Annotated in this window: 18 protein-coding genes; 12 read left to right on the top strand and 6 right to left on the bottom strand. The window is 68.4% G+C overall.

Features of this window, described 5'->3' with window-relative positions; genetic code table 11:
* Positions 1-5 precede the first annotated feature (5 nt).
* From KBX00_RS07210 to KBX00_RS07200, 3 genes are all read left to right on the top strand, one after another.
* Complete coding sequence (locus tag KBX00_RS07210) at positions 6-1,292, top strand: glycosyltransferase family 4 protein (protein WP_210824519.1); 1,287 nt, start codon at positions 6-8, stop codon at positions 1,290-1,292.
* A 44-nt stretch (positions 1,293-1,336) separates the two neighbouring features.
* On the top strand, positions 1,337-2,716 hold the full coding sequence (locus KBX00_RS07205) for an O-antigen polymerase (RefSeq protein ID WP_210824517.1): 1,380 nt from the start codon (positions 1,337-1,339) through the stop codon (positions 2,714-2,716).
* Between the two features lie 92 nt (positions 2,717-2,808).
* Positions 2,809-3,633 (top strand): glycosyltransferase, encoded by an 825-nt coding sequence (locus KBX00_RS07200; RefSeq protein ID WP_210824500.1) that lies wholly within the window; start codon positions 2,809-2,811, stop codon positions 3,631-3,633.
* 23 nt (positions 3,634-3,656) lie between these two features.
* Here KBX00_RS07200 and KBX00_RS07195 read toward each other — a convergent pair whose 3' ends face one another.
* Positions 3,657-4,250: a dTDP-4-dehydrorhamnose 3,5-epimerase family protein gene (locus KBX00_RS07195; RefSeq protein ID WP_210824498.1), complete on the bottom strand. Its 594-nt coding sequence runs from the start codon at positions 4,248-4,250 to the stop codon at positions 3,657-3,659.
* Positions 4,247-5,128: a glucose-1-phosphate thymidylyltransferase RfbA gene (gene rfbA / locus KBX00_RS07190; protein WP_210824496.1), complete on the bottom strand. Its 882-nt coding sequence runs from the start codon at positions 5,126-5,128 to the stop codon at positions 4,247-4,249. Before rfbA ends, KBX00_RS07195 begins: the two co-directional genes overlap by 4 nt.
* A gap of 81 nt (positions 5,129-5,209) precedes the next feature.
* On the opposite strand from rfbA, the gene rfbB reads away from it, so the two are divergent.
* The 6 genes from rfbB (at position 5,210) to KBX00_RS07160 (ending at position 14,804) form a co-directional block, all read left to right on the top strand.
* Positions 5,210-6,223: a dTDP-glucose 4,6-dehydratase gene (rfbB, locus tag KBX00_RS07185; protein ID WP_210824494.1), complete on the top strand. Its 1,014-nt coding sequence runs from the start codon at positions 5,210-5,212 to the stop codon at positions 6,221-6,223.
* Positions 6,224-6,395: 172 nt separating this feature from the next.
* Complete coding sequence (locus KBX00_RS07180; protein WP_210824492.1) at positions 6,396-7,769, top strand: glycosyltransferase family 4 protein; 1,374 nt, start codon at positions 6,396-6,398, stop codon at positions 7,767-7,769.
* A gap of 89 nt (positions 7,770-7,858) precedes the next feature.
* Complete coding sequence (locus KBX00_RS07175; RefSeq protein WP_210824490.1) at positions 7,859-10,963, top strand: M14 family metallopeptidase; 3,105 nt, start codon at positions 7,859-7,861, stop codon at positions 10,961-10,963.
* A gap of 94 nt (positions 10,964-11,057) precedes the next feature.
* Positions 11,058-11,987, top strand: coding sequence for an NAD(+)/NADH kinase (locus KBX00_RS07170; protein ID WP_210824488.1), 930 nt, complete (start codon positions 11,058-11,060; stop codon positions 11,985-11,987).
* A 227-nt stretch (positions 11,988-12,214) separates the two neighbouring features.
* Complete coding sequence (locus tag KBX00_RS07165) at positions 12,215-14,089, top strand: nucleoside-diphosphate sugar epimerase/dehydratase (protein ID WP_210824486.1); 1,875 nt, start codon at positions 12,215-12,217, stop codon at positions 14,087-14,089.
* Between the two features lie 214 nt (positions 14,090-14,303).
* Positions 14,304-14,804 carry a hypothetical protein gene (locus KBX00_RS07160; RefSeq protein ID WP_210824478.1) on the top strand — a complete coding sequence of 167 codons (501 nt, stop codon included), beginning with the start codon at positions 14,304-14,306 and terminating at the stop codon, positions 14,802-14,804.
* A 63-nt stretch (positions 14,805-14,867) separates the two neighbouring features.
* Here the strand turns inward: KBX00_RS07160 and pgm are convergent, their stop codons facing one another.
* On the bottom strand, positions 14,868-16,514 hold the full coding sequence (pgm, locus tag KBX00_RS07155; protein ID WP_210824475.1) for a phosphoglucomutase (alpha-D-glucose-1,6-bisphosphate-dependent): 1,647 nt from the start codon (positions 16,512-16,514) through the stop codon (positions 14,868-14,870).
* Between the two features lie 58 nt (positions 16,515-16,572).
* Positions 16,573-17,805, bottom strand: coding sequence for a glucose-1-phosphate adenylyltransferase (gene glgC, locus KBX00_RS07150; protein WP_210824473.1), 1,233 nt, complete (start codon positions 17,803-17,805; stop codon positions 16,573-16,575).
* A gap of 95 nt (positions 17,806-17,900) precedes the next feature.
* Here glgC and glgA point away from each other — a divergent pair, with 95 nt between their 5' ends.
* Complete coding sequence (gene glgA, locus KBX00_RS07145; RefSeq protein WP_301547480.1) at positions 17,901-19,097, top strand: glycogen synthase; 1,197 nt, start codon at positions 17,901-17,903, stop codon at positions 19,095-19,097.
* 272 nt (positions 19,098-19,369) lie between these two features.
* On the opposite strand, the gene KBX00_RS07140 is transcribed toward glgA, so the two are convergent.
* Both KBX00_RS07140 and KBX00_RS07135 read right to left on the bottom strand, forming a co-directional pair.
* Positions 19,370-19,585, bottom strand: a complete 216-nt coding sequence (locus KBX00_RS07140; RefSeq protein WP_301547479.1) for a hypothetical protein — start codon at positions 19,583-19,585, stop codon at positions 19,370-19,372.
* Positions 19,582-20,256, bottom strand: a complete 675-nt coding sequence (locus KBX00_RS07135) for a DNA polymerase beta superfamily protein (protein ID WP_210824471.1) — start codon at positions 20,254-20,256, stop codon at positions 19,582-19,584. The genes KBX00_RS07140 and KBX00_RS07135 overlap by 4 nt, the downstream gene beginning before the upstream one ends.
* 189 nt (positions 20,257-20,445) lie before the next feature.
* Between KBX00_RS07135 and KBX00_RS07130 the strand changes: the two genes are divergently transcribed.
* Both KBX00_RS07130 and glgB read left to right on the top strand, forming a co-directional pair.
* Positions 20,446-22,584 (top strand): alpha-1,4-glucan--maltose-1-phosphate maltosyltransferase, encoded by a 2,139-nt coding sequence (locus tag KBX00_RS07130; RefSeq protein ID WP_210824469.1) that lies wholly within the window; start codon positions 20,446-20,448, stop codon positions 22,582-22,584.
* Positions 22,572-24,674 carry a 1,4-alpha-glucan branching protein GlgB gene (gene glgB / locus KBX00_RS07125; protein ID WP_210824467.1) on the top strand — a complete coding sequence of 701 codons (2,103 nt, stop codon included), beginning with the start codon at positions 22,572-22,574 and terminating at the stop codon, positions 24,672-24,674. The genes KBX00_RS07130 and glgB overlap by 13 nt, the downstream gene beginning before the upstream one ends.
* Positions 24,675-24,711: the final 37 nt, after the last annotated feature.

Below are 24,711 nucleotides of genomic sequence, written 5' to 3'. Positions count from 1 at the left end.
CGACGATGGCAGTCACCCGGGGCGGCCCGGATGGCTCAGCCGAAGTGGATCATCGACGCACCGGCGAATGCCAGCCCGATCACGATCCGATCGAAAAATGTCGAGTGCCGGGATGGATCGCCTATGTCACGGCCAACAGCTTCCCGTGGGGAGAGGCGGGCTCGCGACGAGTGAACGGCATGGCCCGGTCCCTGGCCGTGTACGGACACAAGGTCGTCGTGGTCAGCGGACGAAACCCAACAGGCGACGTTTCCACGTTGACTGATGTGGAGGGCCCAGGATCCGTATCGCATCTGGGCCTAGGCGATTCCTTCGGTGACCGTGCGCCGGGTCTTCGGGCCTGGCTGGGCCGGGGAAGGAATGTCATCGAGTGGCTCGACGCTCAACCCACCAGGCCATCGCACGTCGTCGTTTACGGCGGCGGCGCCCAGTATGCCGCACGACTACACAGGTGGTGCGTGGGCAATCGGGTGCCGCTGGTTGCCGACGTGGCGGACTGGCCGGACCGGAGACATGTGCGGGGCGGCGTGGTCGGACCCGGCAACCTGACAGTCAAGGCAGCGCTGCGCCACTACTACCCCCAATTCGACGGCGTCATCGTCATCAGCTCGTTTCTGCAGCAGTTCTACAGCGAGCGGGGCTGCCAGGTATTGCGTGTCCCACCCACGCTCGATGCAGTCAACGCACGCCGAGACGATCCGCCCGAGCGCTCCGGGGCCGCCCTGTCGCTCGTGTATTTCGGCACTCCAGCGAAGAAGGATCTGGTTGCCACCATGATCCGTGCGGTCGAGCAGGTGGTCCGTCATGGCGGGGACGTCGAGTTGCGGGTACTCGGACCGTCTCTGGCAGAGGTACAGGATCTGCTTGGCGGCATGGCGCCGCCCTCCGCTGTCCGGGTAATGGGTCGGCTCCCTCAATGGGATGTGGCGTGGATGCTGGCACGAGCGGACTTCAGCATCATTGTGCGCCGGCCAACGCGCTTGGCGCACGCAGGGTTCCCGACCAAGTTCTGCGAGAGCGTGGCGGCTGGTACTCCGGTCATCGCCAACCTCACCACGGACCTGGGTGGGTACCTGACCGATGGCGTCGAAGGCATTGTTTGCGCCGATCACTCGGTGGGTGCTGTGGAGCACGCCCTGTGGCGCGCGCTCCGGCTTCATCCAGACGAGCGACGGGCCATGCGTCAAGCAGCACGCAAGCGCGCCCTCGAATCGTTTGACTATCGGAACTACGGGGCAGAGCTTGGCAGGTTCTTGCGCCAGCTCCGACGAACGGCTGGCCAACGTGGCTGACGCCACCACGAACCCGACGAGACGAAACGGTAGGACAACCACGAATGATGCTGGCATTTAGCCTTGTGGTTTTCGTCCCGCTCGCCGTGTGTGCGCGGCTACTCGCAGGCAGTTTGCTGCGACCGGTCGCAGCGTTTCCGGCGTTCTGGTTGGCGGCCGTCGTTGTGCCTGTGATGTACTTCGGTGACGAGTGGGGAATAACCCGCCATGCGCTGTCGTACCTGGCGCTGGGCACTGCCCTATTCAGCATCGGAGCATTCATCTCCAGCGGTCGACAGCGAGCTACGGCAGCTGTGAACATCGATCAGCCTGGACGTAAGTTCGTCGTCCGAGGCTCGGCACTGGCCGCGACCGCCATCGCCGGGATAGTCGCTGGCGTGGCAGCCAGTCTTTACGAGATGAAACGCAGTGACGTATCGCCTGAATCGCTGCTGTCGATTGACGGCATCTTCAACATGGGTAATACCATTGCGCTCGATCGTTACGCCCGACTCGCGGTTGAAAGCGGCCTGACCTCGGCCTCCTCCGCGCCGTCGTCGGTACTGCTCGGGATCGTGTACATCGGCGCTGTCGTGTCGCCGTTCCTGCTCCTGACGCAACTGCGATTCCGGCGCTGGCTGATTGCGGGCCAGCTGCTTTCGATGCTGCTTTACACCACCGTTACCACCTCGCGCGGGCCACTACACTTCGGGGTTTGCCTCGCCGGCAGTGCGTACGTGGCGGTGTACGTGTTACGGAAAGGCGACGTGCCGAGGATCGGCATCCGACGGCTAATGGCATTAATTGGGGCCGTCGGCGTCGTCGCCGTCATCTACATGGGCGTCGCCGTGATCCGAACAGGTGACGTTGACTCGTCCACCGGTCTGACCATTCAGGGAAAGCTCACTGCGTACACCCTTGGACACGTACCGGCGTTCTCTCAATGGCTGGAGATATATGATTCATCGGCTGAACCGGAGCGCGAGCCGGGCTGGGGCACGGCCTCGATAGCCGGTGTGGGGATTCTGACCGGACAAGATCGCTATGCGCTCCGCGGCTACGATGAATACGTTCAATTGAATGAGCGAGGTACGACGACAAACGTCAGCACGATGTACCGCGGCCTGATCGTCGACTTCGGATATCCGGGCGCCCTCGGCGTGATCTTCCTCTTTGGCCTCGCCACCGGCGCCGCTTACCAGCAAGCGGCACGACGCGGTTCGGGCGCCGCCGCGGCCACGCTGGCCTGTTGTTACACGACAATCTTGTGGTCGTACGGAATGAGCACACTGACCTGGACAAACACCACGGTGGCCATGGCAGCGGGAATCGCCATCGTGGGCTGGGCAGTGCGTCCGCGATCGGCGATGAAACGTCTCGGTCCTACAGCGTCAGCAAGCGGCATCACGTCGGCACCGGCGACGGTACTGGTCAACACCCGATGACGACGTGATCAGGCGGTTGCACCAGACCCTGTCGGGCATTTCGCCACGGCCCTGGCAGGAAGAATGTAGCAGTGATGGAGGGGAATAGAGAGATGAGTGACGAGGTGCATTTCGTCGCCGTCAACTACCGCGGTTCGTCGGCTTTGCCCACCTACCTACGATCGTTGCACGCGCAGGACACCACCTCCTGGCGCATGACCGTCGTCGACAACAGCGAAGACGGCCGAGAAGCCGAGACCCTAGCCGCCATGGCGCGCGACAGCGACAGGGTGGAGATCGTCCGCGCACCAGGAAATCTTGGATACTTCGGCGCCGCCCACTGGCTGGCCACAAACCTCGAAAAGGTCCCGACAACGTGGACAGTGATCTCGAACATGGACATCGAGATCGCCACTCGGACGTTTGTCCATGATCTGCTGAGTCTCGACGCCAGCGCGCCGGTGGTGGCCCCCTCAGTCGTTGGCATGCCCGGCGGTCGAGCACAGAATCCATATCTTCTCTCAAGGCCAAGCGAGCAAGCTATGCGGCGACGTAGATACATGTTCTCAAACCCGATCATCGGCCAGGCGTCCTGCCTCGCGGGCGCCGCCAAGTCCCATCTCCGCAAACACCACGCAGCACGATTCGAGGCTCACCGCAGAGCGATATATGCGCCACACGGGTCATTCATGCCGCTGCACCGGAGCTTCTTCGAGAAGGGTGGCGGTCTGGCCCATCCCGTCTTTCTCTTCAATGAAGAGATCACCATCGGGGAGCAATGCCACCGACTCGGCCTCACGGTAATGTTCGAGCCATCACTGAAGGTGATCCACTGGGAGCACCAGTCCACCCGCCTGCTTCGTAGCTGGCGGATCTTGGGCGCGCAGAGCGAAGCAGCAGAGTACGGTTACCGGCTGATCGCGGGTAAGCCGCTGTGATGAACTTTCCTGCGACCGGAGGATCAGCCCAGGCTTGCGGTGAACGATCGACAAGCATGGTACTCGGGCAGCAGCCGTGATTCGCGCGCCTGGGCCAAGCTCGGGGCAGCCGCGTCCCGGTCTGACAGCAGCGGCGTCTCCGTTGGCCATTCGATAGCCAGTTCCCGGTCGAGCGGGTGCACGGCGTGCTCGGCTGCCGGATTGTAGGTCGTGGAGCAGAGGTAGCTGAGGGTTGCGTCGTCGGTCAGCGCGCAGAAGCCGTGTCCCAGGCCTTCGCCGAGGTAGACCGCACGCCGGTCAACGTCGTCGAGGCGGATCGCCTCCCACTGCCCGAAGGTCGGCGAGCCCACCCGGATGTCCACGATCATGTCGATGACCGCTCCCCGCACACAGGTCACGTACTTGGCCTGGCCCGGCGGCACATCAGCGAAATGGATACCGCGGACCACGCCCCGTGCGGAGACGGAAAGGTTGCCCTGGGCGAACCGGAGCGGGTGCCCCAGTGCGGCGGCGAGCCGGTCGACGCGGTAACACTCCATGAACAAGCCACGCGGATCGCTGTGCTGCTGTGGCGTGACTTCCCATGCCTCGCCGATGCTCAGCGGACGGATCTTCATCGGCGACCCGCACCCTGCTTCTCGGCGAGCAGGCCGAGCAGGTACGTGCCGTATCCGCTTTTGACCAGCGGCTCGGCCAATTTACGCAACTGCTCGTCGTCGATGAGGTCGGCACGCCATGCGACCTCTTCGATGCACCCGATCTTCATGCCCTGGCGCTCCTCGATGACTCGAACGAACTCGGCGGCCTGCATCATCGAGGTGAAGGTGCCGGTGTCCAGCCAGGCCGTACCGCGGTCCAGCACCGTCACAGAAAGCTCGCCCAACTCCCGGTAGATGTCGTTGACCGCGGTGATCTCCAACTCGCCCCGGTCGCTGGGAGTGAGCTTGCCGGCGATGTCGACCACGCGGTTGTCGTAGAAGTACAGCCCGGGCACCGCGTAGTGGGACTTGGGGCGGGCCGGCTTTTCCTCGATCGACAACACGCGGCCGGCTGCATCGAAGTCGACCACCCCATACGCCCCCGGGTCGGCTACCTGGTAGGCGAAGATGCGCCCGCCGACGAGCGCCGTGTAAGCGAGCTGCCGGCCGAGGTTGACCCCGTGAAAGATGTTGTCGCCGAGAATCAGCGCCACGGACTCGGCACCGATGAAGTCGGCACCGATGATGAAGGCCTGCGCTATCCCTTCCGGGCGTGGTTGCGAGGCGTATTGCAACCGCAGCCCCAACTGTTCACCATCGCCCAACAGCCGACGGAACTGGTCCTGTTCCTCGGGCGAGGTGATGATGAGGATTTCTCTCACTCCGGCCATCACCAAAGTGGAGAGTGGATAGTAGATCATCGGTTTGTCGAAGACGGGCATCAGCTGCTTGGACACCGCCCGGGTGATTGGCCACAGCCGAGTCCCAGTCCCACCAGCGAGAAGTATTCCACGCATAGCAGGAGTCTAGTGCCTAGCTGAGGCTAAAGTGGCCAGATGCCGTTAAAACCACCGAGGGTGAGGTAGGCTTCCCAACTTGTGAGGATTCTCGTCACTGGCGGCGCCGGATTCGTCGGGTCCGAGTACGTACGCATGCTGTTGAAAGCGCCAGGCAGCACCGGACCGACCGACCCACAAATCGAGCCAATCGCGATCACGGTACTCGACAAGCTGACCTATTCAGGAAACCTGCAGAACCTCGCCTCGGTGCGCGCCGACCCTCGGTTGCGTTTCGTACGGGGGGACATCTGCGACCTCGCCGTCGTCAACGAGGTCGTTCCGGGTCACGACGTAATTGTGCACTTCGCCGCCGAATCTCACGTGGACCGCTCCATCGCCGGCGCCGCCCCGTTCGTCACCACAAACGTGCACGGCACTCAGAACCTGCTCGACGCCGCGCTCCGACACGGCACCCGCCGCTTCGTGCACGTCTCGACCGACGAGGTGTACGGCTCCATTGACAAGGGCTCGTGGACCGAGGGGTGGCCGCTGGCACCGAATTCACCGTACTCGGCTTCCAAAGCCGGCTCGGATCTACTCGCGCTGGCCTACCATCGCACGCACGGCTTGGACGTGGTGGTCACCCGCTGCTCGAACAACTACGGGCCCTACCAGTTCCCGGAGAAAATCATTCCTCTATTCGTCACCAATCTGCTCCTCGGCGGCACCGTGCCGCTCTACGGCGACGGCGGCAACATCCGAGACTGGCTTCACGTACACGACCACTGCGTCGGGATCGCGTTGGTGCAGGAGAAGGGCCGCGCGGGCGAGGTCTACAACATCGGTGGCGGCACCGATTTCACCAACAAGGAACTCACTGGCCGGCTGTTGGTAGCCTGCGACGCCGGGTGGGACCGCGTCGTGCCGGTCCCGGACCGCAAGGGCCACGACCGCCGCTACGCCCTCAACATCAGCAAGATCAGGAACGAACTGGGTTACGACCCCAGCATCGATATTGAGCGTGGGCTGGCGGAGACCGTGCAGTGGTACCGGGACAATCGGGCGTGGTGGGAGCCGCTGAAGGGTGCCGCTCTATCCACCGTACCAGCATGAGCCTGCTGTCCCTCGGCACTGGCCGCCGCCCCACGTTCCCCTGCTCAGATTCCCGCCCGGCAATCTGAGAGGTTTTCCTCGCCGCGAGGCCACGCACCCGATCGGTCAAAGGCACCGGGCCGCTACCAGGGCTGCGACAACAACGCTCACCTCAGATTCGAGAGGAACGAACGTGAAGATTGTCTACCTGCACCAGTACTTCAAGACACCGGAAATGAGCGGCATTACCCGGTCCTATGAATTCGCCCGCCGGCTCGTCGACCGTGGGCATGAGGTCCACGTGATCACCAGTGACACGGAGGCGGTCCCGGGCCGCTCCGCCGTTGTCTGGCGCACGTCCGTGGAGGCAGGGGCGGTCGTGCACTGGGCCTCGGTGCCGTACCAGAACGCGATGGGTTTTCGGGACCGTGTATCGGCATTCGGACGGTTCGCCCGAGTGGCAGCGTCACGGGCCGCTGCCCTGCAACAGGATGTCGTCTTCGCTACGAGCACGCCACTGACGATCGCTATCCCAGGGATTTACTCGGCGCGACGTCGCCGCGTCCCCATGGTGCTGGAGATACGCGATGTGTGGCCGGAGGTCCCAATCGCGCTCAACGTGCTGCGCTCACCGGTTACACGGGGAGCCGCAGGCATGCTGGAAGGCTGGGCCTACCGCAGCGCCGAGCGGATCATCGCGTTGTCACCGGGGATGGCCGACAGCATCACACGACGGTTCCCAGAGATGTCCGTGACGGTCATCCCCAACGGCTGCGACCGAGCACTGTTCGCCCCGGCGGACGACGCCGGCACCGCGCTCCGGAAGGTCACGCCGTGGTTGCAACACCGGCCGCTGGTCCTCTACGCCGGTACGCTCGGCTTTGCCAACGACGTCAGCTACGTGGTGAGGATGGCGGCGGCACTGCGGGATCTCCAGCCCGAGATCCGGGTGGCAATCGTCGGCACCGGAGCCGAGGAGCAGAAGATTCGCGAACTCTCACGGACACTGGGCGTACTGGATCGAAATCTCTTCATGCTCAACCAGATACCGAAATCCGCGGTCGTGTCCATGTTCGGTGCCGCCGACCTCGCGCTTTCGGTTGTTCGAGACAATCCCTCGATGCACGCGACCTCACCGAACAAGGTCTTCGATGGCTTCGCCGCGGGACGGCCGGTAGGAATCAACCATGAGGGCTGGCTGGCCGACACGCTCCGGCGCTCTGGAGCCGGTCTGGTTCTTCCCGCCGACGATCCGGCGAAGGCCGGCCGGCTCGTCGGCGACTTCCTGGCCGACGAGCGCCGGGTCGCTGCCGCCCGCAGTGCCGCGCGACGGCTGGCCGAGACCGAGTTCGACCGGGATCTGCTGTTCAACCGCCTGGAACAGGTACTACTCGAAGCGGTTGACGGAACGCAGCAGATGCGCAGGCGGTGGTTGGCGCGTGGTCGGCATCCGCGGCTGCCAGGACCTAGCGCCGAGGACACGGTTCGGCTGGAGACTACCGGGCATGGTGCCCCCCTGAGCGGTAAGTCCGCTGGGGCGGAAGGCTCGTTTTCGCGGGCGGAGTAGGCACCGCGACCGTCTGATTGACGCATTGACATGCTTTCGAGGGACGGCAAGGCTCGCGCCAACGAACCCTTCCATCCCTAGGGGGCAGGATGAGGCGCACACCGCTGGCGATCGCCGGCGTGTTCACTCTGGTCGGTGCGCTGGTGCTTACCGCACCGGCGAGCGCACGGCCGCCGTCCGACCCGGGCGGTGGCGACGGCATGGAGGTGTATGTCGGCACGGTCGATCCCGCGCAGCTGCACCAGTTGCGAGAGGCCGGTGTCGATGTCGGGCACGGATCGACGCCCGACCGGTCCGGCAAGACGGAGATCGAGACGGTGCTCAGCCGGGCGCAGGCCGACCGGCTGGCCCGCAAGGGTGTCGATCTGGAGGTCAAGAAGGTACGCGGCAAGGACGCCTCGCGGGTGCTGCGGGAGCAGAGCGCGGCGGGGTGGCGGGCCTTCCGGTCGTACAGCGAGCCTGGCGGCATCCGCGACGAGATCACCGCGACTGCGGCCCGTTATCCGAAGCTGACCAAGGTGCAGAGCATCGGTCGGTCGGCCCAGGGCAAGCCGATTCTCGCGATCAAGGTCACCAAGAACGCGACGAAGGTCAAGGACGGCAAGCGGCCGGCGGTGCTCTACGGCGGCACCCAGCACGCCCGGGAGTGGATCACGCCGGAGATGACCCGCCGGTTGATGCACCACGTGCTGACCAGCTACGGCTCCGATCGGGAGATCACCCGGCTGGTGGACACCACCGAGCTGTGGTTCATCCCGGTGTTGAACCCGGACGGCTACGACCACACCTTCACGCCGGGCAACCGGCTGTGGCGCAAGAACCTGCGCGACAACAACGGCGACGGCCAGGTCACCGGGGCCGACGGCGTCGACCTGAACCGCAACTTCGGCTACCGGTGGGGCTACGACAACGAGGGGTCCTCGCCGGATCCGGCCAGCGACACCTACCGCGGCCCCGGTCCGAACTCTGAGCCGGAGACGAAGGCGCTCGACGGCCTGTTCAAGCGGATCGGGTTCGAGTTCTTCGTCAACTACCACTCGGCCGCCCAGTTGCTGCTGTACGGCGTCGGCTGGCAGGTGGCCACGCCGACCCCGGACGACGTGATCTACGAGGCGATGGTCGGCGACGACGCCAACCCCGCGGTGCCCGGCTACGACCCGGACATCTCCGCCGAGCTGTACACCACCAACGGCGACACGGACAGCCACGCCACCGTGCGCTACGGCACCCTGGGCTTCACCCCGGAGATGTCCACCTGCCAGGCGGCGGCCGATTCCGACCCGGACGACCAGTGGCTGCCGGAGGACTGCGTCAGCATCTTCACCTTCCCCGACGACGAGAAGCTGATCGCCGCCGAGGTGGCCAAGAACATTCCGTTCGCGCTGTCGGTGGCGAAGTCGGCCCAGCGGCCGGACGACCCGGTCTCGGTGCTCGGCCGCACCACCCCGGACTTCGTGGTGGACGCCTTCGACGTGTCGTACGGCCGGAACCAGCAGGTCGCCGCGATCACCCGGCGCTCGCTGAAGAACGTCAAGCTGAACTGGTCGATCAACGGGGGCCGGGCGAAGTCCACCCGGGTCCGCGAGTGGCGCGGCGGTGAACGCTACGGCGACACCCACGACGACTACTTCGCCGAACTGCGTGGCAAGGTCACCGGTGCCCGGCCCGGCGACCGGGTGCGGGTCTGGTTCACCGCGACCAGACCGGGCCGGGGCAAGGTCAGCAGCGAGCGCTTCACCTACCGGGTGCACGACGACATCGGCGGGGACGTGCTGGTGCTGGCGGTGGAGGACGTCACCGGCATCAGCCCTGCCCAGGACTCCACCACCGCGAAGTACGCCGACGAGATCGCCGCCTCGCTGAAGGCGGCCGGGCGCAGCAGCGACGTGTACGACTTCGACGCGATGGGGCGTACCACGCCGCACCACCTGGGCGTGCTGTCGCACTACGAGGCGGTGGTCTGGGAGACCGGTGACGACATCATCCTGCGCGAGCCGGGTCAGGTGCCGGGCACGGTGGCGAAGGCGGCGGTGGACATCGAGCTGTCCGTCCGGGACTACCTCAACGAGGGCGGCAAGCTGCTGGTCAGCGGCAAGTACGCGCTCTACGCCCAGGCGGCGAACGGTTCGTACGGCTACCTGCCGGACGCCCCGCCGGAGTGCACCGACGCGAACGACCCGACCTGCCTGCCGCTGCTCAACGACTTCCAGCAGTACTGGCTGGGGGCGTACAACTACGTCAGTGACGGCGGCACGTCGCCGGACGGGCAGCCGTACCCGGTCGTCGGCGACGCGGGCCGGTTCGCGGGGTTCACCGGCACGCTGAACGCCGACGGCTCGGCGGGCAATCAGGACCACACCGCGTCCTTCCTGACCACGTCGAGTTTCCTGCCGCCGACGCAGTTCCCGCAGTTCGCCAGCTCCGCTCCGGTGGGCTGGGGGCGGCCGGGCGGGGCACCTTTCGACCCGCGTACGGGCGAGTGGTACCTGTTCAGCGGGCAGTCCGACGAGTCGTACAAGCGGCTCACCCAAACCGTCGACCTGACCGGGGCGAGCAGCGCCGAGCTGCGCTTCTTCACCTCGTTCGACATCGAGACGAACTGGGACTTCATGTTCGTCGAGGCCCGTGCGGTCGGCACCGACGACTGGACCACGCTGCCGGACACCGGGGGCCTGACCACCCAGGAGACCGGCGACAGCTGCGCCTCCGGCTGGGTGGCTCAACTGCACCCGTTCCTCGCCCACTACCAGGGCGCGGACTGTTCACCGACCGGCAGCACCGGCCAGTGGCACGCGGCGACCGGCAGCTCCAACGGCTGGAAGGAGTTCGTGGCCGACCTGTCCGGGTACGCGGGCCAGCAGGTGGAGGTGTCCATCAGCTACGCCAGCGACTGGGCCACCCAGGGCCTCGGCCTGTTCGTCGACGACACCCGGATCGTCGTCGACGGGGCCACCGTCGCCGAGACGTCGTTCGAGACGGACCTCGGTGGCTGGACGGTGGCCGGTCCGCCGGCCGGGTCCGCCCCGGCGGCCAACGACTGGTCGCGTAGTCAGCAGGCGTTCGAGGAGGGGTCGGTGGTGGTCACCCCGGACACCGTCTACCTGGGCTTCGGGCTGGAGGGGTTGGCTCCGGCGGCCCGCGACGAACTGGTCGCCCGGTCGCTCACCCAGCTGACCGGCCGACCGCGCCGGTAGCGGCGGTCCAGGGCGCGTCGGCGGTGGGGACACCGTCGGCGCGCCTTGCCGCGTACCGGCCTGCGGGGCGCGCCGACTGTGATGAGCTGTGGGTATGGACCGCATCCGGCTCGGGCTGGTGCTGCACCCCACCCGGGACGTGTCGCCAGTGGTGGACACCATCGCCGCCTGGGCCGCGCGGCACCAGGTGGCCCTGACGGTACGCGAGCAGGACCGGCAGCGGGTGCCGGAGGCCGTCCGCCCGGTGCCGGAGGCACAGCTCACCGCCGGGTCGGACGTGCTGGTCAGCATCGGCGGGGACGGCACGATGCTGGGCGCGCTGCGGGCGGCCGTACCGGATCCGAAGCCGGTGCTCGGCGTACACCTGGGGAAGTTGGGGTTTCTGGTGGAGGTGGAGCCGCCGGAGCTACCGGCGGCGCTGGACCGGCTGCTGGCCGGTGCGTACACCGTCGAGTCGCACAGTTGCCTGGCCTGCGACGTGTGCGGCGACGACGTGGTCGCGTTCAACGACATCGCGCTGATCCGCCGCCCCGGTCAGGGTTTCGTCAGCGCGACCCTGGCGGTGGACGGGCAGCAGTACGGCTACTACCGCTGTGACGCGCTTGTGGTGAGCACCCCCAGCGGGTCGACCGCCTACAGTTACGCCGCCGGCGGGCCGCTGATCTCTCCCGCGACCCGCGCCGTGGTGGTCACCCCGAGCGCGCCGATGTCCGGTATCTCCCGGTCGGTGGTGCTCTCCCCCGAGGAACAGGTCCGCCTCGAACTGCGACCCGGTTCCGCGCCGGTCGCCGTGGAGGTGGACGGCCAGGTCATCCGGGACGGGTCGACCTCGGGCGCGGTGGACATCAGTTTCCGCCCCGACGCGGGTCTGGTGGTCCGCCTCGACCCGGCCCGCTACCAGGAACGCAGCCAGCTCAAGCTGAGCCTGCTCGACCTGCCGCTGCTGCCGGAACAGCTCCGCGAGCTGCTCCCGGAGAAGTTGCGCCGCCAACTCGGCCGCCGCGAACAGCCTCCACCGCGCTAGCCGCGACAACGCACCGTCGCGAGAGTCGTCGCATTCACCAAAAATGAATCCTTTACTGAAATTGCGCGCGGCGTTTGAGTTTCAGTATCGAACCGATCGACAACCGGCCACAGAAATGTGAAAACCCGAATTGCCTGGGCGCACATCCGATAAGGAGTTAGGGGACGTGCGTGGCCCTGACCTGCCGTAGGTCATCATCAGCCACGGACATGACAGGGAGTTTGTACATGCCGCCGGAAATTGAGCATGTCCAGCCGAAGCCGTCCAGGGCCACCGTCCGGATCAGGGCGAGCAGCCGTCGTACCACCGTCTTTCTCGTTGCCGACGCGCTCGCCTGGGTCGGAGGATTCACTGTCGCCGGTTGGGCCAGATACGAACAGATCCTCACCATCGATCAGGCTGTCAACGCGGTGATGCTCGGTGGCGCCGCCGCCATGCTGCATGTCGGGGTGAGCGCGTTGCGCCGGGTCTACTCGGGTCGGCAGCCGCTCGGCAGCGTCGAGGAGGTCCGTGGCCTCGCGGGCACCACCGCCACCACAGCCGCCGTGGTGCTGGTCGCCCTGCTGACGCTCGACGAACGCCCGATCCCCGCCAGCACACCGGTGGTGGGCGGCGCCCTGGCGCTGTTGCTGATGCTCAGTTGCCGGTTGCTGCATCGGCACCGCAGGGATCGGGCCATGCGTCCGGACGCGCGTTCGGCGACCCCGGTGCTGCTCTTCGGCCTCGGCGAGGCCGGCCAAGGGCTCGTACGCGCGATGCTCGGCGACCCGAGGGGCCGCTACCTGCCCGTCGGCGCGCTCGACGATGACCCGGACAAGCAGGACCTGCGCATCGCCGGCGTCCCGGTACTTGGTGGCCGGAGCGACATTGCCAGGGCCATCAGCCGTACCGGCGCCAGCGCGTTGATCTTCTCCGTGGCCAATGCCGACGCCACGTTGATTCGTGAGATCCGGGAGGCCACTCTCCGCACCGGCGCCGCATTCAAGATCCTTCCACCGGTACGGGATCTGGTGGACCACCGCATCACCGTCCGGGACGTACGCGATGTGCAGATCAGTGATCTGCTCGGTCGACGCCAGGTCACCGACGACCTGACCCTGGACGACAACGGACTCACCAACCGACGTGTCCTGGTCACCGGGGCCGGTGGCTCGATCGGCTCGGAACTGTGCCGGCAGATCATGCGGGCCAACCCGGGCGAACTGATGATGCTGGACCGGGACGAGTCGGCCCTGCACGGCCTCCAGATGTCGCTCACCGGTCGGGCGCTGCTGGACGGCCCCGAACTGATCCTCGCCGACCTGCGCGACGACGAGGGTGTCCGGCGCATCATGCGGCAGCGCCGTCCCGAGATCGTCTTCCACGCCGCAGCCCTGAAGCATCTGACGCTGCTGGAGCGACACCCCGGCGAGGCAATCAAGACCAACGTCTGGGGCACCCTCACCGTGCTGGACGCCTGCCGCGACGTGGCCCGGTTCGTGAACATCTCCACCGACAAGGCCGCCGATCCGATAAGCGTGCTGGGCTACTCGAAACGCATCACCGAGATGCTGACCGCGCACGCCGCGGCGACCTACCCGGGCACCTTCCTCAGCGTCCGGTTCGGCAACGTGCTCAGCAGCCGCGGCTCGGTGGTGACCGCCTTCCAACGACAGATCGAGGCCGGGCAGCCGCTGACCGTCACCCACCCCGACGTGACCCGGTATTTGATGACGGTGCAGGAAGCCGTACACCTGGTCCTCCAGGCAGCCAACATCGGCCGCGACGGCGAAGCCCTGGTGCTCGACATGGGCGAACCGGTACGCATCGACGACATCGCACGCCGGATGGTGGCACGGGCCGCCAGCGCAGTGGAGATCATCTACACCGGGCTGCGGCCCGGTGAAAAGCTGCACGAGGATCTGCTGGGCAGCGGCGAGTCCGATCATCGTCCGTTGCATCCGCTGATCTCGCACGTGCGGGTGCCGGTGCTGGACCCCCTGGAGGTCAGCGGACTGGATCCGTTCGACGATCCCGCCAAAGTCATCGACCAGCTCGCCCGACTCTGCGGCACCCTCCCCGCCACACCCAACCAGAAGGCCGGCATACCACTCGCCCGCTGACCACGACCACACCGCCAGGCCGCGACTGAACGACTCCGGTACGGCGGTCCGGCCTCTCACCGACAACCTGAGTCTGCCGGTCTCCCCTATCCATCGATATACTTCACTCAATTCGTACCCGGTGCCGGTGGCCCGTCCCAGTCAGGCTCCGACGGCCGCGACCGTCGGAGCCTGACTCGCCACACCGCACCCCGAGCAGCCTGGAAGGAAGCAGATGACCCGCGCATTCCTGCGGGCGGTGACCGTCCTCGCCGCCGCGCTTCTCGCCACCACCGTCCTGGCCAGCAGCGCCGCCGCCAGCCCGATCTACCAGCGTTTTTCCGTCCCCTCCGGAGACAACTGCACCTACGGCTACACCGAAGGCGTGCTCGAATGGCGCTCCACGGCGCCCACCAGCGCGGCACGGCTGACCGGAGTCGTCGTTGACCGGCCCAGTGCCAACGAGCCGATCACGTGCCGCGACGACCGTCGCTACACCACTGCGACCTACATCGCGTACGCGGGCGAACGCCCCGTCGACCAGGCAGCTCAGCGGGTCGACAACGGAGTGGTGAGGTTTGACTTCGTGCTCGGCTCCAACGCCTCCGTGCTGGGCATCGACCGGGTGACCATTCAGGTCTGCCGGACGTCTCTCGACGGGCCCAGCATCAGGCCGGACTACTGCGGTCGGGAACACACCTTCCGCCCCACGTCCATCGGCCCCGCCGGATCGTGACAGCGGCGTCCCGGGTGGGGTCACTCACCGTCACCACACCCGGGCACCCGCTCCGCCGCCGTGTCAGGCGTTGTCGAGGACGTCGGTGACCAGGGCCTGGGCCTCCTGCTGCACCCGGGCCAGGTGGTCGGGGCCCTGGAAGGACTCGGCGTAGATCTTGTAGACGTCCTCGGTGCCGGACGGGCGGGCGGCGAACCAGCCGCTCTCCGTCGTCACCTTCAGCCCGCCGATCGGCGCGCCATTGCCGGGGGCGGTGGTAAGCGTGGCGGTGATCGGCTCACCGGCCAGCTCGGTCGCCTTCACCTGTTCCGGGGAGAGCTTGCCGAGCACGGCCTTCTGCTCCCGGGTGGCGGGTGCGTCGATGCGGGCGTACGCGGGTGCGCCGAAGCGGGCGGCCAGGTCGGCCCAGTGCTCGCTCGGGGTACGCCCGGTGCTGCCGATGATCTCGGCGGCGAGCAGGCAGAGCAGGATGCCGTCCTTGTCGGTGGTCCAGGTGCCGCCGTCGCGGCGCAGGAAGGACGCGCCGGCGCTCTCCTCGCCGCCGAAGCCGACCGTGCCGTCCAGCAGGCCGGGTACGAACCACTTGAAGCCGACCGGCACCTCCAGCAGCGGTCGGCCGAGGTCGGCGGCCACCCGGTCGATCATCGAGGAGGAGACCAGGGTCTTGCCGACCGCCGCGTCCCGGCCCCAGTTCCCACGGGTACGGAACAGGTGGGCGATGGCGACGGCGAGGTAGTGGTTGGGGTTCATCAGCCCGGCGTCGGGGGTGACGATGCCGTGCCGGTCGGCGTCGGCGTCGTTCCCGGTGGCCACCTGGTACTCGGCGCGCCGGGCGATGAGCGAGGCCATCGCGTTCGGCGAGGAGCAGTCCATCCGGATCTTGCCGTCGCCGTCGAGGGTCATGAACCGCCAGGTCGGGTCGACCGTCGGGTTGACGACGGTCAGGTCGAGGCGGTGCCGGTCGGCGATCTCGCCCCAGTAGTCGACGCTGGCGCCGCCGAGCGGATCGGCGCCGATGCGCACCCCGGCGGCACGGACCGCGTCGAGGTCGAGCACCGCCGGCAGGTCGTCGACGTAGCGGCCCAGGAAGTCGTACGTGTCGGTGGTGTCGGCGGCGCGGGCCCGCGCGTACGGGATGCGGCGTACCTCCTTGAGCCCGGCGGCGAGGATCGCGTTCGCGCGGTCCTGGATCCACTTCGTGACGTCGGAGTCGGCCGGCCCGCCGTGGGTGGGGTTGTACTTGAAACCGCCGTCGTCGGGCGGGTTGTGCGACGGGGTGATCACGATGCCGTCGGCGAGCGCGCTGGTGCGCCCCCGGTTGTGGGTGAGGATGGCGTGCGAGACCGCCGGGGTGGGGGTATAGCCGTCCCGGCTGTCCAGCAGCACGGTGACGTCGTTGGCGGCGAGCACCTCCAGCGCGTCCACGGCCGCCGGGGTGGACAGCGCGTGGGTGTCCCGGCCGAGGAAGAGCGGCCCTTCGATGCCCTGTTCCCGGCGGTAGTCGCAGAGCGCCTGGGTGACGGCGAGGATGTGGTCGGAGTTGAAGGCGTTGCGCAGGCTCGACCCGCGGTGCCCGGAGGTGCCGAAGGAGACCTGCTGCGCCGGGTCGGCCGGGTCGGGATGCTCGGCGTAGTAGGCGGTCACCAGCCGTGGTACGTCGACCAGGTCGGCGGGCTCGGCCGGCTGCCCGGCACGCGGATGAGCACTCACGGCTGTATTGACCTTTCGTTCGCGACTGCGGGGCTCCGCTGCGCTGCACTCCTCGCGCTCACGGTTCCACCTTCTGTCCTTTGCCGATGACCACGATGCCGTTGTCGGAGACCGTGTAGCGCTGCCGGTCCCGTTCCAGGTCCACTCCGATCTCGGCGCCCTCGGGCACGTAGACGTTCTTGTCGAGGATGGCCCGGCGGACCACCGCGTGCCGGCCGATCTCGACACCTTCCATGAGTACCGAGCCGTCCACGTGGGCCCAGGAGTGGACCTTCACCTTCGGCGAGACGACCGAGTTCTCCACAAGCGATCCGGAGATCACCGCGCCGGGCGAGACCATCGAGGCGACCGCCCGGCCGACCCGCTCCCCCCACTGGTGCACGAACTTGGCCGGCGGGAACGGCGGCTGCTCGGTGTAGATCGGCCAGTCGAAGTTGTAGAGGTTGAACACCGGGTGGACGTTGATCAGATCCATGTGCGCGTCGTAGAACGAGTCGAGGGTTCCCACGTCGCGCCAGTAGCCGCGGTCCCGGTCGGTGCTGCCGGGCACCTCGTTGTCGCGGAAGTCGTAGACGTTTGCCTCGCCGCGCTCGACCAGCATCGGGATGATGCTGCCGCCCATGTCGTGCTTGCTGGTCTTGTCGTCGGCGTCGTGTTCGACCGCGTCGATCAGCGCCCGGGTGGTGAAGACGTAGTTGCCCATCGAGGCGTAGATCTCGTCGGGGGCGTCGGGCAGGCCGAGGGCGTCGGTGGGCTTCTCCCGGAAGGCCCGGATCCGTCGGCCGTCCTCGCCGACCTCGATGACGCCGAACTGGTCGGCCGTCGACAGCGGCTGCCGGATGCCGGCGACGGTCACCCCGGCACCGGAGGCGATGTGGTCCTCCACCATCTGCCGGGGGTCCATCCGGTAGATGTGGTCGGCACCGAAGACGATCACGTAGTCGGGTTGCTCGTCGTAGATCAGGTTGAAGCTCTGGTAGATCGCGTCGGCGGAGCCGGCGAACCACCAGGGGCCACGGCGCTGCTGCGCGGGCACCGGGGTGACGTAGTTGCCGAGCAGCGTCGACATCCGCCAGGTCTTGGTGATGTGCCGGTCGAGGGAGTGGGATTTGTACTGGGTCAACACGACGATCTTCAGATAGCCGGCGTTGGCCAGGTTGGAGAGGACGAAGTCGACCATGCGGTACATCCCGCCGAACGGGACGGCCGGCTTGGCCCGGTCCGTGGTCAACGGCATCAGGCGCTTGCCCTCTCCGCCGGCCAGGACGATCGCGAGCACCTTGGCAGCCATGAACAGACGCTATCCATACCGCTGCCGGTTCACCACTCGTACGGGCACAGTTCCGCGCCGGGTACGGCGCCGGATTCTGCACTAGGGTGCCGGGCATGACGGACTCCGCACGGCTGCGCGTGGACCTGCTGACCCGGGAGTACCCGCCGGAGGTCTACGGGGGCGCCGGGGTGCACGTCGAGTACCTGGCCCGGGAGCTGCGCCGGATCACCGACGTGCGGGTGCACTGCTTCGGCGCGCCGCGTACCGAGCCGGGGGTTCGGGCGTACGCCGACCCGCCGGCCCTGACCGGCGCGAACGCCGCGCTGCGCACCATGGGCGTGGATCTGGAGATGGCCGCCGGGTGTGCCGGTGCCGACGTGGTGCACAGCCACACCTGGTACGCCAACCTGGCCGGGCACACCGCGAAGCTGCTGTACGGGGTGCCGCACGTGGTGACCGCGCACAGCCTGGAGCCGCTGCGACCGTGGAAGGCCGAGCAGCTCGGCGGCGGCTACGCGCTCTCCTCGTGGTGTGAGCGCACCGCGTACGAGTCGGCGGACGCAATCGTGGCGGTCAGCGCGGGGATGCGTCGGGACGTGCTGGCCGCGTACCCGTCGGTCGATCCGGACCGGGTGCACGTGATCTACAACGGCATCGACACCGCGCAGTACGCCCCGGACCCGGGCACCGACGTGCTGGCGCGACTCGGCATCGACCCGGCCCTGCCCAGCGTGGTCTACGTCGGGCGGATCACCCGGCAGAAGGGCCTGCCGCACCTGCTGCGGGCCGCCCGGGAGCTGCCGGCGGACACCCAGCTGGTGCTGCTGGCCGGCGCGCCGGACACGCCGGAGATCGCCGCCGAGGTGGAGGGCCTGGTCGCCGAGTTGCGGGCCGGCCGGTCCGGGGTGGTCTGGGTGGCGGAGATGCTGCCCAAGTCCGAGGTGATCCAGGTGCTCACCCACGCGACGATCTTCGTCTGCCCGTCGGTGTACGAGCCGATGGGCATCGTCAACCTGGAGGCGATGGCCTGCGAGACGGCGGTGGTGGCGACCGCCACCGGCGGCATCCCCGAGGTGGTCGCCGACGGCGAGACCGGCCTGCTCGTCCCGATCGAGCAGGCCACCGACAGCACGCCCGTCGACCCGGCACGCTTCGAGGCCGACCTGGCGGCCCGGCTGAACGAACTGCTCGCCGCCCCCGAGCGGGCGGCGGCGCTCGGCCGGGCCGGCCGGCACCGCGCCGTCGAACACTTCTCCTGGGACGCGATCGCCGCCCGCACCCTCGACCTCTACCGCTCGCTGCGCGGGTAAGGAAGGAAGGGTTACTTCTCCCGTCCTTACCGCTCACCGCGCAACAGCGCCATCAGGGCGTCGGTGGGCATCTGCGCGGTGGAGGTCGCGCCGCCCCGGCCACGCATGTGCCGCACCAGGCGCGAACCCCGACTCTCGCAACTGCGCCCACCCTCGCTTCTCGACCAGCCGGATCGCTTGATCGTCACAACTTCGGGGAAACTGCTGCCTCACCAGCGCCGGAGGCAGCAACATCCCTGAAGTTGCGCGCAACCAACGACCAACCGGCGGGCTCAGGCCAGGCGGGTGCGTACGACCAGGTCGTGCAGGGCGTCCACGGCGGCCGGATCGGGCTGGTCGGGCAGCGACGTCGCGTCCCGGGCCGCTTCCATCTCGGCGCGCAGTCGCGGCACGTCGACGGCGAGTCGTTCGGCGGCCCCGGCAGGCAGCGGCCCGTGCTCGGCCTCCCGCTTTGGCGGCGCGGCCCACGCCGGCACGTCGACGGTCACCGCAGGTTCCTCTCCCGTACGGCGGTCAGCAGTCGGTCCACGGCGTCCCGGTCGGGTTGTTCCGGCAGCGTGGTGGTGGCGACCGCGTCGGCGAGTTCCGCTTGCAGGTCCTCGACCCAACCGGTGACCGACTCCCAGGGCAGCTCGCCTCGGCGCACCGCGAGCAGCCGGTCACGCAGGTGCCGTACATCCACCAGGATCTCGCCGGTGCGCAGCACGTGGACCCCGGCGATCAGCAGTCGGATCATGTGCATGGCCTGCTTGTGGTTCGTCTCGCCGGTACGTTCGCGGCGGGCCGCCACCCGGTCGAGCTGGTCCCGGGCGTAGCCGCCGTACGTCTGGGCCACCCGCCGTGACAGGAACGCCCGCCGAGCGGCCAGCAACTGTCGCCCGTCCTCGGTGATCGTCTCGACAAGCGGGGACCAGAGCACCTCCAGCACCGTCGGGTTGCTCTGCAGGGCCAGCTCGCAGAAGCGTTCGAACTCCCAGGAGAACTGCTCCGCCGCCGGCCCGTCGAGGTGGGTGGGTGGCTTCTCCAGCCGCCAGAAGGCGCGGGTCGGTGCCACGTACACGCCGCGCCGGTCGTGGTCGGAATCCGGGCCGTGCAGCCCGTACGCCCGCGAGCCGACCACGACGGCCAGCACCGTGTGCCGCTCGACCAGTTCGATCATGCCCGGCACGCTACCCGGAGAACACCACCCGCCCGCGTGCCAGACTCACGCGCCGCGCAACTTCAGGGATGATGCTGCCTCCGGCGCGGTGCGCGGACGAGGCAGCAGCATCCCCGAAAGTGCAGGGATCAGTGGACGCGGGCGACGGTCAGCCGAGCGCGAGGGGATCTCGGGCAGTAGGTTGGGGCGGTGAGCGGACGGTTCCCGATCGAAGACGTCTCCCCCGTCGTCTCCTGCGGTCGCTACCCGGCTCGTGCGGTGGTCGGCGAGGTGGTGCCGGTGTCGGCGCGCGCCTACCGCGAGGGGCACGACGCGCTCGGCTGCAACGTGGTGTGGCTCGGCCCGGACGGGGTGGCCCGCCCGTTCACCCGGATGCGTCCGGGTGAACCCGGCCAGGACCGGTGGCACGCCACCATCGTGCCGGACGCGGTGGGCGAGTGGATGTTCACCGTTGAGGCGTTCAGCGACCCCTACCTGACCTGGCACAACGCGGTCACCAAGAAGATCGCCGCCGGCCAGGGGCCGGCCGAGCTGGCCAACGACCTGGCCGAGGGCGTACGCGTGCTCAACGCTGCGACCAAACTGGTGCCGAAGGCCGAGCGGGCCCGCCTCAAGACGGCCGCGAAGGCCCTGGGTGACGCCAAGCGGCCGCTGCCGCAGCGGGTGAGCCCGGCACTGGACCTGGCCGACCTGCTCTGGGCGCATCCGGTGCGTGAGCTGGTCACCACCGGCGAGGAGTACCGCCTCTGGACCGACCGCGAGCGGGCCCTCTTCTCCGCCTGGTACGAGTTCTTTCCCCGCTCCGAGGGGGCGGTGCCGGCGACCGTGGACGCGCCGGCCCGCTCCGGCACCTTCGCCACCGCCACCGAGCGGCTGCCGGGCGTCGCGGCGATGGGTTTCGACGTGCTCTATCTGCCGCCGATCCACCCGATCGGCCGGGTCAACCGCAAGGGCCCGAACAACAGCCTGCTCGCCGGGCCGGACGACGTGGGTTCGCCGTGGGCGATCGGCGCGGCCGAGGGCGGGCACGACGCCATCCACCCCGATCTGGGTACGCCGGAGGACTTCCGGGACTTCGTCGCCGCCGCCGCCGAGGCGGGCCTGGAGGTGGCGATGGACCTGGCGTTGCAGTGCGCGCCGGACCACCCGTGGGTGACCGAGCATCCGGAGTGGTTCACCACCCGGGCCGACGGCAGCATCGCGTACGCGGAGAACCCGCCGAAGAAGTACCAGGACATCTACCCGCTGAACTTCGACAACGACCCGGAGGGCATCCGCGCCGAGGTGCTGCGGGTGGTGCGGCACTGGGTCGGCGAGGGCGTGAAGATCTTCCGGGTGGACAACCCGCACACCAAGCCCGTCGACTTCTGGCACTGGCTGATCTGGGAGGTCAAGCGGGTCGACCCGGACGTGCTCTTCCTCGCCGAGGCGTTCACCCGGCCGGCGATGATGCACGGGCTGGCCAAGGTCGGCTTCACCCAGTCGTACACGTACTTCACCTGGCGGACCTCGGCGGCGGAGATGCGGGAGTACTGCACGGAGCTGGTGGCGGCGGCCGACTACATGCGACCGAACTTCTGGCCCAACACGCCGGACATCCTGCACGCCTCGTTGCAGCACGGCGGGCCGCCGATGTTCAAGATCCGGGCGGTGCTGGCCGCGCTGCTCTCCCCGTCGTGGGGCATGTACGCCGGGTACGAGCTGTTCGAGCACGTGGCGCGCCCCGGCGCGGAGGAGTACCTCGACAACGAGAAGTACGAGCTGCGGCCCCGGGACTGGGCCGGTGCCGAGGCGCGGGGCCGCTCGCTGGCGCCGTTCATCACCACCCTGAACCGGGTACGCCGGGAGAATCCGGCCCTGCGCCGGCTGCGGAACCTGGTCTTCCACGATATCGACAACCCGGCCCTGCTGTGCTGGTCCAAGCGTGATCCGGAAACCGGGAACACGGTGCTGGTCGTCTGCTCGTTCGACTCGCACACCGTGCAGTGGGGCAACACCACCCTGGACATGCCGGCGCTCGGTCTGGACTGGCACGACCGGTTCACCGTGCACGACGAGCTGACCGGGGCCCGCTACGACTGGGGGCAGCGCAACGCGGTCCGGCTCGACCCGTACCTGCAACCCGCGCACGTGCTCACCCTGCGCCCGGTCGCCGCGGCGTCGCCGTCGACCGGGCCGGGCGCGTCCGGGCCGACCGACGCCGGGTCACCGGGTCAGGGCGGCGCCGAGCCGGTCGCCCTGACCGTCCAGAACGTGCCCGCCGACCTGTCGGGCGGCACCGCACCGACCGCTCCCGCCCAGAAGGACGACACCCGATGGACCAGCTGATCTCCGGGGAGATCCACGACCCGCACGCCGTGCTCGGCGCGCACCCGGCCGGCGGGCGTACGGTGATCCGCGCCCTGCGCCGGGGCGCGGGTGACGTCGGCGTGCTGGTCGGCGAGGAGCGGCACCCGATGAAGCGGGTGCACGACGTCGGCGTCTTCGAGGCCACCGTCCCCGGTGAGGTGCTCGACTACCGGCTCGACGTCGACGGGGTACGCCACGACGACCCGTACCGTTTCCCGCCGGCCCTCGGCGAGTTGGACCTGCACCTTATCGGTGAGGGCCGGCACGAGCGGCTGTGGGAGGCGCTCGGTGCCCGGGTACTCGACGGCGGGGTGGCGTTCGCGGTGTGGGCGCCGAACGCCCGGGGTGTGCGGCTGGTCGGCGACGTCACCGGCTGGGCACCCGACGACGGCTGGCCGATGCGGTCACTCGGCTCGACCGGCGTGTGGGAGATCTTCGTGCCCGGGGCCACCGCCGGCAGCCGGTACAAGTACCGCGTGCTGGGCGCGGACGGGTACTGGCGGGACAAGGCCGACCCGCTCGCCGCGTACGCGGAGGTGCCGCCGGCCACCGCGTCGGTGGTGCACCGGTCCACGTTCGACTGGTCCGACGCGGAGTGGATCAGCCGGCGGTCCCGGCGGCAGCCGCACCAGGAGCCGATGAGCGTGTACGAGGTGCACCTGGGCTCGTGGCGGCCCGGCCTGGGTTACCGGGAGCTGGCCGAGCAGTTGGCCGCGTACGTGGTGGAGCTGGGCTTCACCCACGTGGAGTTCCTGCCGGTGATGGAGCACCCGTTCGGCGGCTCGTGGGGCTACCAGGTGACCGGCTACTACGCCCCGACGGCCCGGTTCGGCGATCCGGACGACTTCCGGTACCTGGTGGATCGGCTGCACGCCGCCGGCATCGGGGTGATCCTGGACTGGGTGCCGGCGCACTTCCCCAAGGACGAGTGGGCCCTCGCGCGGTTCGACGGCACCCCGCTCTACGAGCATCCCGATCCGCGCCGGGGTGAGCATCCCGACTGGGGCACCTACGTCTTCGACTTCGGTCGCCGCGAGGTGCGCAACTTCCTGGTCGCCAACGCGCTCTACTGGCTCGACGAGTTCCACGTCGACGGGCTGCGGGTGGACGCGGTCGCCTCGATGCTCTACCTGGACTACTCCCGCTCCGACGGGCAGTGGACGCCGAACGTGCACGGCGGCCGGGAGAACCTGGAGGCCATCGCGTTCATGCAGGAGGTCAACGCGACGGTCTACAAGCACCACGCCGGGGTGCTGATGATCGCCGAGGAGTCCACCGCCTGGCCGGGGGTGACCCGGGCGACGAGCGACGGCGGGCTCGGCTTCGGGTTCAAGTGGAACATGGGCTGGATGCACGACACCCTGCTCTACACCTCGAAGGACCCGATCTACCGGCAGCACCACCACCATCAGCTCACCTTCTCCCTGGCGTACGCCTGGAGCGAGAACTACACGCTGCCGATCAGCCACGACGAGGTGGTGCACGGCAAGGGCTCGCTGGCGAGCAAGATGCCCGGGGACACCTGGCAGCGGCTGGCGAACGTGCGGGTGCTGCTGGCGTACATGTGGGCGCACCCGGGCAAGCAGTTGTTGTTCATGGGGTGTGAGCTGGCCGACGACCGGGAGTGGAGCGAGGAACGCGGCCTCGACTGGTACCTGCTGCACGACCCGGCACGGGCCGGCGTGCAACGCCTGGTCGGCGACCTGAACCGGGTCTACCGGGACACCCCCGCCCTGTGGGCGCAGGACACCTCCCCCGCCGGTTTCCGCTGGCTCGCCGGTGACGACGTCGCCAACAACACCGTCTCGTTCGTCCGGATCGCGCCCGACGGGGCGACAGTGGTCTGCGTGGCCAACTTCTCCGCGCTGCCGCTTGAGGACTACCGGATCGGGTTGCCGGCGGCCGGCGCCTGGGCGGAGGTGGTCAACACCGACGCCCACCACTACGGCGGCTCCGGGGTCGGCAACCTCGGCACGGTGTACGCCGAGAACGTCCCCTGGCACGGCCAACCCGCCTCGGTGGCGCTGCGCGTGCCGCCCCTGGGCGCCCTCTGGCTCCGTCCGGCGTGAACGGAGGGCACCTCACGAGATCTTGGAAAGTTTCCGT

The sequence above is a fragment of the Micromonospora sp. C95 genome, assembly GCF_018070465.1.
GTDB lineage: Bacteria > Actinomycetota > Actinomycetes > Mycobacteriales > Micromonosporaceae > Micromonospora.
The sequence above is the reverse complement of the archived record's forward strand: the minus strand, read 5'-3'. Positions and strand labels throughout refer to the sequence as shown.

Coding starts and splice junctions, on each gene's coding strand:
- KBX00_RS07210 (WP_210824519.1), top strand. CDS start 6: ATGGCAGTCACCCGGGGCGGCCCGGATGGCTCAGCCGAAGTGGATCAT.
- KBX00_RS07205 (WP_210824517.1), top strand. CDS start 1,337: ATGATGCTGGCATTTAGCCTTGTGGTTTTCGTCCCGCTCGCCGTGTGT.
- KBX00_RS07200 (WP_210824500.1), top strand. CDS start 2,809: ATGAGTGACGAGGTGCATTTCGTCGCCGTCAACTACCGCGGTTCGTCG.
- KBX00_RS07195 (WP_210824498.1), bottom strand. CDS start 4,250: ATGAAGATCCGTCCGCTGAGCATCGGCGAGGCATGGGAAGTCACGCCA.
- rfbA (WP_210824496.1), bottom strand. CDS start 5,128: ATGCGTGGAATACTTCTCGCTGGTGGGACTGGGACTCGGCTGTGGCCA.
- KBX00_RS07175 (WP_210824490.1), top strand. CDS start 7,859: ATGAGGCGCACACCGCTGGCGATCGCCGGCGTGTTCACTCTGGTCGGT.
- KBX00_RS07170 (WP_210824488.1), top strand. CDS start 11,058: ATGGACCGCATCCGGCTCGGGCTGGTGCTGCACCCCACCCGGGACGTG.
- KBX00_RS07165 (WP_210824486.1), top strand. CDS start 12,215: ATGCCGCCGGAAATTGAGCATGTCCAGCCGAAGCCGTCCAGGGCCACC.
- KBX00_RS07160 (WP_210824478.1), top strand. CDS start 14,304: ATGACCCGCGCATTCCTGCGGGCGGTGACCGTCCTCGCCGCCGCGCTT.
- glgC (WP_210824473.1), bottom strand. CDS start 17,805: ATGGCTGCCAAGGTGCTCGCGATCGTCCTGGCCGGCGGAGAGGGCAAG.
- glgA (WP_301547480.1), top strand. CDS start 17,901: ATGACGGACTCCGCACGGCTGCGCGTGGACCTGCTGACCCGGGAGTAC.
- KBX00_RS07135 (WP_210824471.1), bottom strand. CDS start 20,256: ATGATCGAACTGGTCGAGCGGCACACGGTGCTGGCCGTCGTGGTCGGC.
- glgB (WP_210824467.1), top strand. CDS start 22,572: ATGGACCAGCTGATCTCCGGGGAGATCCACGACCCGCACGCCGTGCTC.